This is a genomic window from Amnibacterium sp. (assembly GCF_025463795.1).
In the GTDB taxonomy this organism is placed as follows: Bacteria; Actinomycetota; Actinomycetes; order Actinomycetales; family Microbacteriaceae; genus Amnibacterium.
In genome coordinates, this window is record NZ_JAODBE010000177.1 from 1 (window position 1) to 11982 (window position 11982).

At 73.4% G+C, this 11982-nt stretch carries 15 protein-coding genes; 8 read left to right on the forward strand and 7 right to left on the reverse strand.

What is annotated here, in order from left to right; genetic code table 11:
• Nucleotides 1–629 (reverse strand): HAD-IIA family hydrolase (locus JWQ92_RS15115; protein ID WP_297345292.1); only part of this gene is annotated, 629 nt, incomplete at its 3' end.
• Between the two features lie 60 nt (nucleotides 630–689).
• Here JWQ92_RS15115 and cls point away from each other — a divergent pair.
• Complete coding sequence (gene cls, locus JWQ92_RS15120) at nucleotides 690–2162, forward strand: cardiolipin synthase (protein WP_297345293.1); 1473 nt, start codon at nucleotides 690–692, stop codon at nucleotides 2160–2162.
• Between the two features lie 47 nt (nucleotides 2163–2209).
• Here the strand turns inward: cls and JWQ92_RS15125 are convergent, their stop codons facing one another.
• Together JWQ92_RS15125 and JWQ92_RS15130 are read right to left on the reverse strand one after the other, a co-directional pair.
• Nucleotides 2210–3076, reverse strand: coding sequence for a site-specific DNA-methyltransferase (locus JWQ92_RS15125; RefSeq protein WP_297345294.1), 867 nt, complete (start codon nucleotides 3074–3076; stop codon nucleotides 2210–2212).
• A gap of 21 nt (nucleotides 3077–3097) precedes the next feature.
• Entirely contained in the window at nucleotides 3098–4072 is a 975-nt protein-coding gene (locus tag JWQ92_RS15130; RefSeq protein WP_297345295.1) for a quinone oxidoreductase, read from the reverse strand.
• 66 nt (nucleotides 4073–4138) lie between these two features.
• On the opposite strand from JWQ92_RS15130, the gene JWQ92_RS15135 reads away from it, so the two are divergent.
• A complete protein-coding gene (locus JWQ92_RS15135) occupies nucleotides 4139–4771 on the forward strand; it encodes a TrmH family RNA methyltransferase (RefSeq protein ID WP_297345296.1) in 633 nt (210 codons plus the stop codon).
• 86 nt (nucleotides 4772–4857) lie between these two features.
• Here JWQ92_RS15135 and JWQ92_RS15140 read toward each other — a convergent pair whose 3' ends face one another.
• The 3 genes from JWQ92_RS15140 to JWQ92_RS15150 form a co-directional block, all read right to left on the reverse strand.
• Entirely contained in the window at nucleotides 4858–5151 is a 294-nt protein-coding gene (locus JWQ92_RS15140) for a hypothetical protein (RefSeq protein ID WP_297345297.1), read from the reverse strand.
• 118 nt (nucleotides 5152–5269) lie between these two features.
• On the reverse strand, nucleotides 5270–5938 hold the full coding sequence (locus JWQ92_RS15145) for a response regulator transcription factor (protein ID WP_297345298.1): 669 nt from the start codon (nucleotides 5936–5938) through the stop codon (nucleotides 5270–5272).
• On the reverse strand, nucleotides 5935–7083 hold the full coding sequence (locus tag JWQ92_RS15150; protein ID WP_297345299.1) for a histidine kinase: 1149 nt from the start codon (nucleotides 7081–7083) through the stop codon (nucleotides 5935–5937). Before JWQ92_RS15150 ends, JWQ92_RS15145 begins: the two co-directional genes overlap by 4 nt.
• A 115-nt stretch (nucleotides 7084–7198) precedes the next feature.
• Here JWQ92_RS15150 and clpS point away from each other — a divergent pair, with 115 nt between their 5' ends.
• The 6 genes from clpS (at nucleotide 7199) to JWQ92_RS15180 (ending at nucleotide 10690) form a co-directional block, all read left to right on the forward strand.
• The gene (gene clpS / locus JWQ92_RS15155; protein ID WP_297345300.1) at nucleotides 7199–7483 is read left to right on the forward strand and encodes an ATP-dependent Clp protease adapter ClpS; all 285 of its coding nucleotides are present in this window, start codon (nucleotides 7199–7201) and stop codon (nucleotides 7481–7483) included.
• On the forward strand, nucleotides 7480–7959 hold the full coding sequence (locus JWQ92_RS15160; RefSeq protein WP_297345301.1) for a DUF2017 family protein: 480 nt from the start codon (nucleotides 7480–7482) through the stop codon (nucleotides 7957–7959). Before clpS ends, JWQ92_RS15160 begins: the two co-directional genes overlap by 4 nt.
• 234 nt (nucleotides 7960–8193) lie before the next feature.
• Nucleotides 8194–9114: a hypothetical protein gene (locus tag JWQ92_RS15165; protein ID WP_297345302.1), complete on the forward strand. Its 921-nt coding sequence runs from the start codon at nucleotides 8194–8196 to the stop codon at nucleotides 9112–9114.
• Nucleotides 9111–9545 carry a phage holin family protein gene (locus tag JWQ92_RS15170; RefSeq protein ID WP_297345303.1) on the forward strand — a complete coding sequence of 145 codons (435 nt, stop codon included), beginning with the start codon at nucleotides 9111–9113 and terminating at the stop codon, nucleotides 9543–9545. Before JWQ92_RS15165 ends, JWQ92_RS15170 begins: the two co-directional genes overlap by 4 nt.
• Entirely contained in the window at nucleotides 9542–10222 is a 681-nt protein-coding gene (locus tag JWQ92_RS15175) for a DUF3618 domain-containing protein (protein WP_297345304.1), read from the forward strand. The genes JWQ92_RS15170 and JWQ92_RS15175 overlap by 4 nt, the downstream gene beginning before the upstream one ends.
• Before the next feature lie 78 nt (nucleotides 10223–10300).
• The gene (locus JWQ92_RS15180) at nucleotides 10301–10690 is read left to right on the forward strand and encodes a phage holin family protein (protein WP_297345305.1); all 390 of its coding nucleotides are present in this window, start codon (nucleotides 10301–10303) and stop codon (nucleotides 10688–10690) included.
• Between the two features lie 3 nt (nucleotides 10691–10693).
• Here JWQ92_RS15180 and JWQ92_RS15185 read toward each other — a convergent pair.
• On the reverse strand, nucleotides 10694–11982 hold a 1289-nt coding region (locus JWQ92_RS15185; RefSeq protein WP_297345306.1), incomplete at its 5' end, for a YhgE/Pip family protein.

An 11982-nucleotide genomic window follows, 5' to 3' on the forward strand; every position in this document is an offset into this window, starting at 1 on the left:
TCGCCGATCATGGCGGTGTGCTCGCTGTGCGCGCCGATGCGGTTCATCGCCGACCGGAACATCATCGGGTTCGGCTTGCCGACGATGTACGGTTCACGGCCCGTCGCCCGGGTGATCAGGGCGGCGACCGCACCGGTCGCGGGCAGCGGCCCCTCGGCGCTCGGACCGGTCGCGTCCGGGTTCGTGGCGATGAACCGGGCGCCCTTGTCGATCAGGCGGATGGCCTTCGTGATCGCCTCGAACGAGTACGTGCGGGTCTCGCCGACGACCACGTAGTCCGGGTCCGTTTCGGTCATGATGAATCCGGCCTCGTGCAGCGCCGTCGTGATGCCCGCCTCGCCGATCACGAAGGCGCTGCCGCCGGGGATCTGGGACTGCAGGAAGTCCGCCGTCGCGAGCGCCGAGGTCCAGAGGGACTCCTCGGGCACCCTCAGGCCGGAGGCCCGCAGCCGCGCTGCGAGGTCGCGCGGCGTGTAGATCGAGTTGTTCGTCAGCACCAGGAAGCGGTGACCGCGGTCGGTCCACTGCTGGATGAGCTCCGCGGCCCCCGGGATCGCCTGGTTCTCGTGGACGAGCACCCCGTCCATGTCGGTGAGCCAGCAGTCGATGTCGTCGCGCTCGTGCGCCATCCGGCCTCCCAGGTCGATCGATCCTCAGGCTAGGGGAGCCGGATGCGCTAGGGATGACCCGTGATCCTGCTCCAGCTGCTGGCGCAGCACCTGTCCGCGATCGTGCTGGTGCTGCTCGAGGCCGTGCTGCTCGTGACGGCGCTGCTGCTCGCACCGCGCAACCGGCAGCCGACCGCGGCGCTCGCGTGGATCCTCGTGACCGTCGCCCTGCCGATCCTCGGCCTCGGGCTGTTCCTGCTGATCGGGAACCCCAAGCTGCCCAGGGCGCGGCGGGAGCGTCAGCGGACGATGAACGACCGGATCGAGCAGGACTCCGGTGTCGTCGAGCACCTCACCGCGGGCGACGACGTTCCCGACTGGCTGCCGGCGATCGTGCGGCTCAACCGCACAGTCGGTGCATTTCCGCTCGTCGACGGCAACCGCGCGAGGGTGCTCGCCCACCACGACGAGCAGATCGAGGCGCTTCTCGCGGCGATCGACTCCGCCGACCGCTACGCGAACATCGAGTTCTACACGCTGGCGCTCGACGAGACGACCGCGCCGGTGTTCGACGCCATCGGCCGCGCCCACGCCCGCGGCGTCGAGGTGCGGGTGCTGCTCGACCACCTCGGCTCCCGGAAGTACCCCGGGTTCAAGCGGGCGCGGGCCGAGCTCGATCGGCTGGGGGTCTCGTCGAGGCTGATGCTGCCCGTGCAACCGCTCCGGGGGCGGTACCAGCGGCCGGATCTGCGGAACCACCGGAAGCTGGTGGTCGTGGACGAGCGCGTCGCGCTGATCGGGTCCGCGAACCTCATCGATCCCGGCTACGAGCTCCCGCACCTCGCGAAGAAGGGCCTGCGCTGGCGCGACCTGCTCGTCGCGGTGGAGGGGCCCGTGGTGCAGCAGGTCGATGCGCTCTTCGCCACCGACTGGTTCAGCGAGACCGGCGAGGTGCTCGGCACCTCGGCCGTCGGGGGCGTCGCCGACGACGACGATCCCGAGACGCTGCTCTGCCAGATCGCGCCGTCCGGGCCCGCGTTCGAGGCGGAGAACAACCTCGCGCTCTTCAACTCGCTCATCTACGCGGCCGAGCACCGGATCGGCATCACGACCCCGTACTTCGTGCCGGATCCGTCGCTGCTCGGCGCGATCCTCACGGCAGCTCGCCGCGGCGTCGAGGTCGAGCTGTTCGTCGGCGCGACCGCCGACCAGGCCCTCGTGCTGCACGCCCAGCACTCGTACTACGACGCGCTGCTCGATGCGGGCGTCGTGATCCAGCGGTACGCGGCGCCCACGGTGCTGCACGCGAAGCACATGACGGTCGACGACACCGTGACGGTCGTCGGCTCGTCGAACATGGACATCCGCTCGTTCCAGCTCGACTTCGAGCTGACGATGCTCGTCTGCAACCGGGACTTCACGAGCCGGATCCGGGCCGTCGAGGACCAGTACCGCGAGCAGTCGCGGCCGCTGACCCGCGCGGAGTGGGCCCGCCGGGCGGCCGGGCACCGACTCGGCGACGACCTGGCCCGCCTCACCTCCTCCCTGCAGTAGCCGGCCTGCCACTGCCCCTCACCGGTGGTCGAGGAGGCCGCGCAGCCTCAACCCGCAGTGGGAGGAGCGGTGGCGGAGACCAGGGCGTGGGGGAGACGGGCGCGCATCGTCGCGATCGCGTCCGGGCTCTCGTCGATCAGCAGGAAGCGGCGGTTCAGGGCGAGGGCGGCCGCCCCCGTCGTGCCGCTGCCGGCGAACGGGTCGATCACCCAGTCACCCGGCCGGCTCGACGCGGCGACGATGCGCCTCAGCACGCCGAGCGGCTTCTGGGTGGGGTATCCCGTCTTCTCCGCGCCGGTGGGGGACACGATGGTGTGCCACCACACGTCCGTCGGCAGCTTGCCCCGTGCGATCCGCTCCGCGGTCTGCAGGCCCGGCGCCATGTACGGCTCACGGTCGACCGCGGACGAGTCGAAGTGGTACCGCTCCGGGTCCTTCACGTAGACGAGCACCGTGTCGTGCTTCGCCGGCCACCGCCGGGTGGTCCGCGCACCGAAGTCGTAGGCCCAGACGATCTCGTTCAGGAAGCAGTCGCGGCCGAACAGGCCGTCGAGCAGCACCTTCGCGTAGTGCGCCTCGCGGTAGTCGAGGTGGAGGTAGAGCGTGCCCGCGGGGTCGAGGAGGCGGTGCACCTGCTCCAGCCGCGGCTCGAGGAACGCCCAGTAGTCGGTGAACCGGTCGTCGAAGGCGGCGGCGAGCCGGCGGATCCGCTCGTAGCGCGTCCCGCCGAAGCCGGCCGTGCCCGTCTCCGCGCGCGTCGAGCTGACCTCGTGCCGCTCCTGCACCCGGCCGGTGTTGAACGGTGGATCGAGGTAGGCGAGCCGGAAGGCGCCGTCCGGCAGCGCTTCGAGCACCGGCAGGTTGTCGCCGTGCACGATGCGGTCCGGTCCGCTCGGGGTCCAGAGCGCCGACACCCTCGGAAGGGTAGCGGCGGGTCAGCCGGCGAGCAGGACCTTGCCCGTCGTGCCCCGGCCCTCGAGGGCACGGTGCGCGCCGGCGGCGTCCGGGAGCGGGAACGTCGCGCCGATCCGCACGTCGAGGGTGCCGGCCGCGACGGCGTCCAGCAGGTCGCGGTACCGCCACGCGCGCTCCTCGGGAGTCTGCAGGAAGTCGCTCATCGTGGGGCGGGTCAGCACGAGCGAGCCACCGGTCATCAACCGCCGAGGGTCGATCGGCGGCACCGGACCTGCGGCGGCGCCGAAGAGGGCGAGGAGCCCTCGGGGGCGGAGCGCGGCGAGCGAGCCCTCCCAGGTCGTCGCGCCGACGCCGTCGAACACGACGTCGAGGCCGAGGCCGCCGTTCAGCCGCCGCACCCGGTCGGCGAACCCGTCGTACTCGAGCACCGCATCCGCCCCCGCGCTCTCGGCGAGCTCGCGCTTCTCCGGGCTGCCGACCGTCGTGAAGACCGTGGCGCCGCGCGCCTTCGCGAGCTGGAGCAGCAGCAGGCCCACGCCGCCGGCGCCCGCGTGGACGAGCAGGGTCGTTCCGGCCTCCACCGGGTACACCGAGGTGACGAGGTAGTGGGCGGTGAGCCCCTGGAGCGCGAGCGCCGCGGCGATCTCGTCCCGCACGCCGTCCGGCACGTGCGCCGCCGCGACCGCCGGCACGACGGCGAACCGGGCGTACGCCTCGCGGCCCTCCGCCGTGACGACCCGGTCGCCCTCCGCGAACCCGTCGACGCCGGCCCCGACCGCGGCCACGCGTCCCGCGAACTCGGTGCCGGGCACGTTCGGGAACGGCACCGAGTAGGTGCCGGTGCGGCGGTAGACGTCGACGAAGTTCACGCCGGTCGCCGCCACCTCGACGAGCAGCTCACCCTCGCCCGGCTGCGGCACGTCGAGCTCGACCGCTTCGAGCACCTCGGGGCCGCCCGCGCGCACCGCCTGCACCGCCTGCATCCGCTCCGCCATGCCCGCAGTCTGCCCCTGGCGCTTCGGGCCGCGCCGTGAGCGGGCCGAGCGCCCTACGCTGCGGCGGTGACCTCGGACGAGCAGCCGCCCGCGGAGGTGGGCGTCGGCCCGTGGCCGGGGGAGGACCGGCCGCACGACGACCGCTACGCCCCCGAGCTGCTCGAGCACGGCGACCGGCGCAACGTCGTCGACCGGTACCGCTACTGGCGGATGGAGGCGATCGTCGCCGACCTCGACGCGCGGCGGCATCCGTTCGCCGTCGCGATCGAGAACTGGCAGCACGACCTCAACATCGGGTCGATCGTGCGGACCGCGAACGCGTTCGCCGCCGACTCCGTGCACATCGTGGGCCGGAGGCGCTGGAACCGGCGCGGCGCGATGGTGACCGACCGGTACCAGCACGTGGTGCACCATCCGGATGTGCGCGCGTTCGTCGACGCGATGCGGGTGGCGGGGATGCCGATCGTGGCGGTCGACAACGTGGCGGGCGCCGTGCCGGTCGAGGCGTTCGCGATGCCCGAGCGCTGCGTGCTGCTGTTCGGGCAGGAGGGGCCGGGACTCAGCGAGGAGGCCCGGGCGGCGGCCGATGCGCTGGTGGAGATCCCGCAGTTCGGCTCGACGCGGTCGATCAACGCGAGCGCCGCAGCGGCCATCGTGATGCACGAGTGGATCCGCCGCTGGGCGCTCCCCGCCTCCTGACCCCGACTTGCCGCTTTCGCCCCCTTCACGCGCGCTGAAGGGGGCGAAAGTGGCAAGTCACGAGGGGGGAGGGGGGAGGGGGGGGGTCAGCGCATCGGCTCCCGGTTGGCGCGGAGCACCTCGAGCCGGGCGCGGTACTCCACCTCGTCGATGTCGCCGTTCGCGAAGCGTTCGGCGAGCGTGGCCTCGGCGCTCCGGCCCTGGTGCCAGCCGCCCCAGCCGCCGCCTGCGGCCATCCAGCGGCGACGGCGGCGGCCGACCACGAGGAACAGCACGACGAACAGCAGGATCCAGAACAGCGGGATGAGGAAGAAGAAGGGGAAGAAGCCGACGCCGGGCCCGTAGGCCCACGGGGCGGTGGCGGTGAGTGCGGACAGCATGGTTGCTCCTGGTTCGGTCTGGCGGCCCGGTCGGACCGTGGTCCAACAGTCCGCCTGCCGCCCGCACCGCGCGTCGGCCCGGGGGATGCACCTGCGCTGCTCCGCAGGGCGTAGCGCGTCAGCCGCCCTGCCACCCCGGTCGCACGAGCCCGGTCTCGTAGGCGAGGACCACGAGCTGCACCCGATCGCGGGCGCCGAGCTTGCCCAGCATCCGGGACACGTGGGTCTTCGCGGTGAGCGGGCTCAGCACGAGCCGCTCGGCGATCTCCTCGTTCGTGAGGCCCTCCGCGACCAGGGCGAGCACCTCGCGCTCGCGGTCGGTGAGCACGTCGAGCCGTTCCGTCGACGGCGGCTGCCGCAGGTTCGCGGCCACCCGTTCGAGGAGCCGCCTCGTCGGGCCGGGACTGAGGAGCGCGTCGCCGGCCGCCGCGACGCGGACGGCTCTGATCAGATCCGCCGGATCGGTGTCCTTCACGAGAAACCCGCTCGCGCCCGACCGCACCGCTTCGGCGACGTACTCGTCGAGCTCGAACGTCGTGACGACGACGACGCGGCACGCCTCCAGACCGGGCGTGCCGACGATCTCGCGGGTCGCCCAGAGGCCGTCGCCGTCGGGCATCCGGATGTCCATCAGAAGCACGTCCGGCCGCTCCCGGCGGGCGAGCGCGACGGCCTCCCGGCCGGTCGCCGCCTGGCCGACGACCTCGATCCCGGGCTCCGAGGCGAGCAGCGCCGAGAAGCCCGCGCGGATGAGCGCCTGGTCGTCGGCGACCACCACGCGGATCACCGGGCGCCGCCCACGGGGATCCGTGCCTCGACGACGGTGCGGCCGTCCTCCCTGCCCACCCGCAGGGTGCCGCCGAGCAGCGTCGCCCGCTCGGTCATGCCGAGGATGCCGTTGCCCGGCTCGATCGAGCGGTCGGCGGCGCCGGTGTCACCGACCCTGGCCACCGCCGACCCGCCCTCGCGCAGGAGCGCGATCTCGACGGCGGCCCCGGGGGCGTGGCGGCGTGCGTTCGTGAGCGCCTCCTGCACGATCCGGTAGAGCGCGAGCTGCACCGGCCGGTCCGGCCGCGGCTGCAGGGTGTCGTCGAGGGAGATGCGGGCACCCGACCGCCGCACGTCCGCCACCAGCGCGGCCACCTGATCGAGATCCGGCTCCGGACGCACGGGTGCCGCCTCGTCCCCGCGCAGCAGGCCGAGCACGGACCGCACCTCGTCCAACGCCTCCTTGCTCGTCCCGCGGATGGTCTCGAGGGCTTCGGTGGCCGCCTCGGGCCGGCTCGCGGCGAGATGGAGCCCGACCCCCGCCTGCACCGTGATCGAGGACAGCGAGTGGGCGAGCACGTCGTGGAGCTCCCGCGCGATCCGGAGCCGTTCCTGCTCGGCGGCGAACCGCCGGCGGTCCGATGCCGCAGCGGCGGCCTCGCGCATCCGCGTGAACCGCGCGCGCGCCCCCTCGCCGACCGCCACGGCCGCGAGCAGCAGGATCACCTCGCCGAGCGACCGCACGGCCGTGAGCGGGTCGCGGGTCAGCAGGAACTGGGCGATGGGCAGGACCAGCGCACCGGCGGCCGCCGCGACGGCCCAGGACCGCGCCCCCCGCACGGTCGCCGCGACGATGGACAGGAGGAAGGGGAGGAGCGCGACCGGCGGCAGCGGTACCAGCAGCAGCGCGAGCACCGCGCTGGCCCCGACCACGATCACCGCCGGTCCGGGGTGGCGCCGGAGCAGCACGAGAGCGGCGCCCCCGACGGCCGCGCAGCAGGCGTAGGCGGCGGCCACCAGGGGGCTCCGATGCACCGTCGCCACGGCGATCACGGCCTCGACGACGAGCACCGCGGCGACCGGCAGGGTGAGCCGCCGCCGCGCGTGCCCGCGCGACCACGGCGGGCCCCAGGGCGGCCCCGGGTCGGCGGCACGGTCGTCCACCGTCGCACCGTACTGCCGGGCGACGTGCGGCGCGTCCTCCCGGGGGAGTAGCGCGACGTGCGACCGGGGGACGCGCGTGCACCCGTGCTCCGCGTTCGGTGTCAGGCTTGCTCCCGTGACCGATGTGCGCGAGGACACCCGGGTCGAGGAGCGGCTCCGTCTCGGCAAGCCCTGGACCTTGATCGTCTGGGACGACCCCGTGAACCTCATGACCTACGTCACGTGGGTCTTCACCAGCTACTTCGGCTTCCCGAAGCCGAAGGCCGAGCGCCTCATGCTGCAGGTGCACACGGAGGGGAAGGCGGCGGTGGCCAGCGGCACGCGCGAGGAGATGGAGCGTCACGTGGAGGCGATGCACGGCTACGGGCTCCAGGCCACCGTGCAGCAGGTCGGCGCATGAAGGTCCTCGGCGAGTTCGTCCGGAAGCACGACGGCATCGAGCGGCGGTTCACCACGAGCGAGCGCCGCATGCTCACCAACCTGGCCGGCGGCGTCGTCGAGGCCATGGGATCGGCGGACGACGTCACCTCCTACGACGATCCGGTGGTGGCGCGGCTGCTCCCCGTCGCCTATCCCGACGACCCCGACGCCGCAGCGGAGTACGCGGGAGCCACCAGGAGCCGCCTCGCTCAGGCCAAGTCCGATGCCGCACGCCGCCTCGTCGCGGATCTCGAGGGAGCACCCGGCGGAGTGGTCCACCTCGACGAGGCCGCGGCGGTCCGCTGGCTGACCGCGCTCGGCGACCTGCGGCTCGCGCTCGCGGAGCGCGTCGGGATCGACGAGGTCCTGCGCAGCGTGCATACGCCGCAGGGCATGCTGTACGCGTGGCTGACCTGGCTGCAAGGCAGCCTCGTCGAAGCCGTGGATGCGCAGTGAACCATTGATCGGGCTTGACACGGGATCGCGCATCTCATCATCCGCTTCTGCGGAGGTAGGGGGGTGCTGGCGCCGCATACGCGGCGATCCGGCGATTCTTCATCCGGCGTCCAGGTGACGTTGTGGCCACGCGGAGCCGCTGCCCAGTGGTCACTGGTCTGGTGGGGGTTTCCCGAGCGAGGGGCCGGCCGATAACGGCTGCCCCGCGCCACCGCTTCCCGATGAGGAGACACGATGAGCACCTATCCGCCCGACGGGCCGCTCGATCCCGCCACACCGATCTTCGACGAGGCGGTGGCCGTCACCGGCACCACCGGCGCCGGGTTCGGGACCGCATACGAGACCGGCCCCGATTCGAAGACCGGCCAGGTCAAGGACCAGGCCAAGCAGACCGCCGGCCAGGCCAAGGAGACCGTCCAGCGCACCGCTGCGGACGCCAAGGATCAGGCCGCGGACGTGGCCGCCACCGCCAAGGACGCGGGCGCCCAGGTCGCCTCGACCACGAAGGAGCAGGCCCAGCGCGTCGTCGGTGACACCGTCGACCAGGCCCGTCAGCTCTACGGCCAGGCGACCACCGAGCTCTCGTCCCAGGCCTCGAAGCAGCAGGACCGGCTGGGCCAGGGGCTTCGCACCTTCGGTTCCGACCTCGAGAAGATGGGTTCCGGACAGCAGGTCGACTCCGGTCCCGCCTCCGAGCTCGTGCAGAACCTCGCGCAGCGCGCGCACCGGGTCGCCGAGTGGCTCGAGTCGCGCTCGCCGGAGGAGGTCCTCTACGACGTGCGCCAGTACGCGGCGCGCCGTCCCGGCGTCTTCATCGCCCTCGCCGCGGTGAGCGGCGTTGTCGCGGCACGGCTCACGAAGGCGCTCGTCGCCGACTCGAAGGCCGACAGCGGCCCCACGACCGGCTACGGCGCCGGCGGATCGTCCTACGTGGGCGGTTACGGCTCGGAGTACACGACCGGCGCGATCGTCGACGGCGGTGCGGTCGTCCCCGAGACGACCGGTGCCTACGGCACGGAGTACGTCGCCGGTGAGACGTACGTCGCGGGTGACACGGCGGTCGTGGACGAGGTCGACGTCGTCACCGAGTACGGCACCGAGGCGCGGCCCGCGAACGAGTACGGCACCGGCTCGGGGTTCGGCGGCACGCGATGAGCCTCCCCTACTCCGGTCAGGGCGCGGTCCCGGATCCCGCCGCGGAGCGGGCGCGCACCGAGGGCCTCGGCCAGCTGCTCGGCGAGGTGAGCCGAGACCTGTCCACCCTCATCCGGCAGGAGGTCGAGCTCGCGAAGGCCGAGGTGACCGACTCCGCGAAGAAGGCGGGCAAGGGCGCGGGCCTGCTCGGTGGCGCCGGCGTCGCCGGCTACTTCGCCCTGCTCTTCCTCTCCATCTGCGTCTGGTGGGCCCTCGGCCTGCTGATCGGCAACGCCTGGTCCGCGCTGATCATCGCCGTCATCTACGGCGTCGTCGCCGCGATCCTCGCCAGTCGGGGCCGCACCCAGCTCAAGCAGGTCGAAGGCATGCCGCAGACCACTGAGACCGTCAAAGAGATCCCCCCCACACTCAAGCCCGGAGGCACCCTGTGAGCGACCCCGATACCATCCGCGCCGAGATCGAAGCCACGAGGCGCAACCTCAGCACCGACGTCGACGCCCTCGCCGACAAGGTGAGCCCCAGCCAGATCGTCGACCGCCAGAAGGAGCGCGTCAAGGGACGCCTCCGCGGCGTCCAGGAGTCCGTCATGGGCACCGTCCACGACGCGCAGGACGCGGTCGGCGCCGCCAAGGACCGGGTCGCGGGTTCCGCCGGAGCGGCCGGCGACGGCGTCTCCGGGGTGGCGTCCACCGCGACGCAGACCGCCAAGCAGACCGCGACGGGCCACCCGATCGTGGTCGGTGCGATCGCTTTCGGCGTCGGCTGGCTGGTCTCCTCCCTCCTCCCGGCCAGCGAGAGCGAGCAGCGTCTCGCCGTCGCGGCCAAGGAGAAGGTCGAGCCCCTCACGGACAAGGTGAAGGAGGTCGCGAAGGACGCCGGTCAGGAGATCGCGCAGAACCTGAAGGAGCCGGCTCAGCAGGCCGCGCAGACCGTCAAGGAGTCCGCGACCGACGCGGCGCAGGCCGTCAAGGGCGAGGCGCAGTCGGCCGCCGGTGACGTGAAGGACCAGGCGCAGGAGGCGAAGCAGAACATCCAGGGCTCCGCGCAGGACGCCAGGGACGACCTGCAGGGCCAGGCGCAGGACGCCAAGCAGAACCTGCGGTCCTGAACCGCCGGGAACGGGGGTGACCATCCTTCCCACCCCCGTTCCCGGGCTCCGCCCACCGGACCCGAGGACGATGGAGCCATGAGCGACGCAGCGGAGTTCTCCTCGAAGGCCCGGATGAAGCTCTCCGGGCTCGTCAACCAGGGCACCCGCGAGGTGTCCACCCTGATCCGCCGCGAGATCGACCTCGCGAAGGCCGAGCTCACCGGTTCGGCGAAGCAGGCCGCCAAGGGCGCGGGCCTCGCGGGCGGTGCGGCCGCGGCAGGCGCCATGGGCGTCCTGTTCGGCTCGGTCGCGGTCTGGCAGGCCCTCGGCAAGCGGATGGGCGGCGGTCCCGCCGCCGCGCTCGTCGCGACCGCCTACACCGGCGCCGCCATCGCCCTCGCCTCGAGGGCCCGCACCGAGTTCGAGCGGGTGCAGGGCGCACCGCGCACGATCGCGACCCTCGAGGAGCTCACGCCCGGCGACTGACGATCAGCTGCCCAGCAGGCTCGGCTGCAGGTCGCGCAGCGTGCGGTGCCGGGTCATCCGTGCCGCCACCGCGGCCGTCAGCGCCACCGCCGCGACCAGCCAGATCGCGAGCACGCCCACGTCGCCCCAGGCGAGGCCGGCGTCGCCGCCGTACATCGCCTGCCGCAGGGCATCGACCGCGTACGACATGGGCAGCGCGCGGTGGATCGCCGCCAGGGGCGCCGGCAGGGTCTGCCACGGGAACGTGCCGCCGGCCGTCACGAGCTGCACGAGCATGAGGATCAGGCCGAGGAACTGGCCGACGCTGCCGAGGGCGGCGTTCAGCAGGAGGAGGATCGCCGCGAACGTCGCCGCCGTGAGGGCGAGCACGCCGAGCATCGCGACGGGCGAGGCCACCGAGAAGCCGAGCGGCCCGGCGACGATCAGGTAGAGGCCGAGCATCTGGGCGATGCCGAGCAGCGCGGGCGTCAGCCACCCGGCCAGCGCGATGCGCAGGGGCGCCCGGACCGCGGTGATCGCCCGGCGGGAGAGCGGCCGGAGGATCAGGAACAGGGCATAGCTGCCGATCCACGAGGACAGGCTGAGGAAGAAGGGTGCGAGTCCGGCCCCGTACATCCCGGCGCTCGTGGCCTTCGTCGTCGCGACAGCGGCGGGGTCGCCGATCGCGGTGGCCTCCGCCGAGCGGGTCGCAGCGGTCGTCGCGGGGATCCTCGTGGTTCCGGAGGCCAGTGCGTCGTGCAGCTTCTCGGCCCCGGTCGCCAGGCTGCTCGTGCCCGTGGCGAGGGTGGCGGCGCCGGATTCGGCGGATCTCGCCCCGCTCGCGAGCGTGGTGGCGCCGTGGTCGGCGCTGCTCACGCCCGAGGCCAGGGATCGAGCGCCCGCCGAGACGGACGCCGTGCCGGAGGCGACCCGCCCGGCGCCGGTGGCGAGGGTGGCGCCCCCGTCGGCGACCTCCGTCGCCCCGGACGCGGCGCTCGCGACACCACCGGCGACGGCCGGTGCTGCGGCGGCGAGACTGCGCGTCCCTGCGGCCACCCGGCTCGCGCCGGAGGCGACGCTCGAGGCCCCCGCGGCGAGGGCGGTGGCGCTCGTCGCGGCCCGGTGGACCGCGGTCGCTCCGGGCGTGAGGACGGCGAGCGCGTCCGCGATCTGCGCGGGGGAGAGCCCGTCGGCCGCGAGCCGGGCCTGGAGCGCCTCCGCGGTCGGCTGCGAGCCGGCGTCGATCCTCGCCAGGACCTCGGCGAGCGCGGCGCCGCCCCGCCGCACAGCGGCCGCGCCGCTCGCGGTGCCGC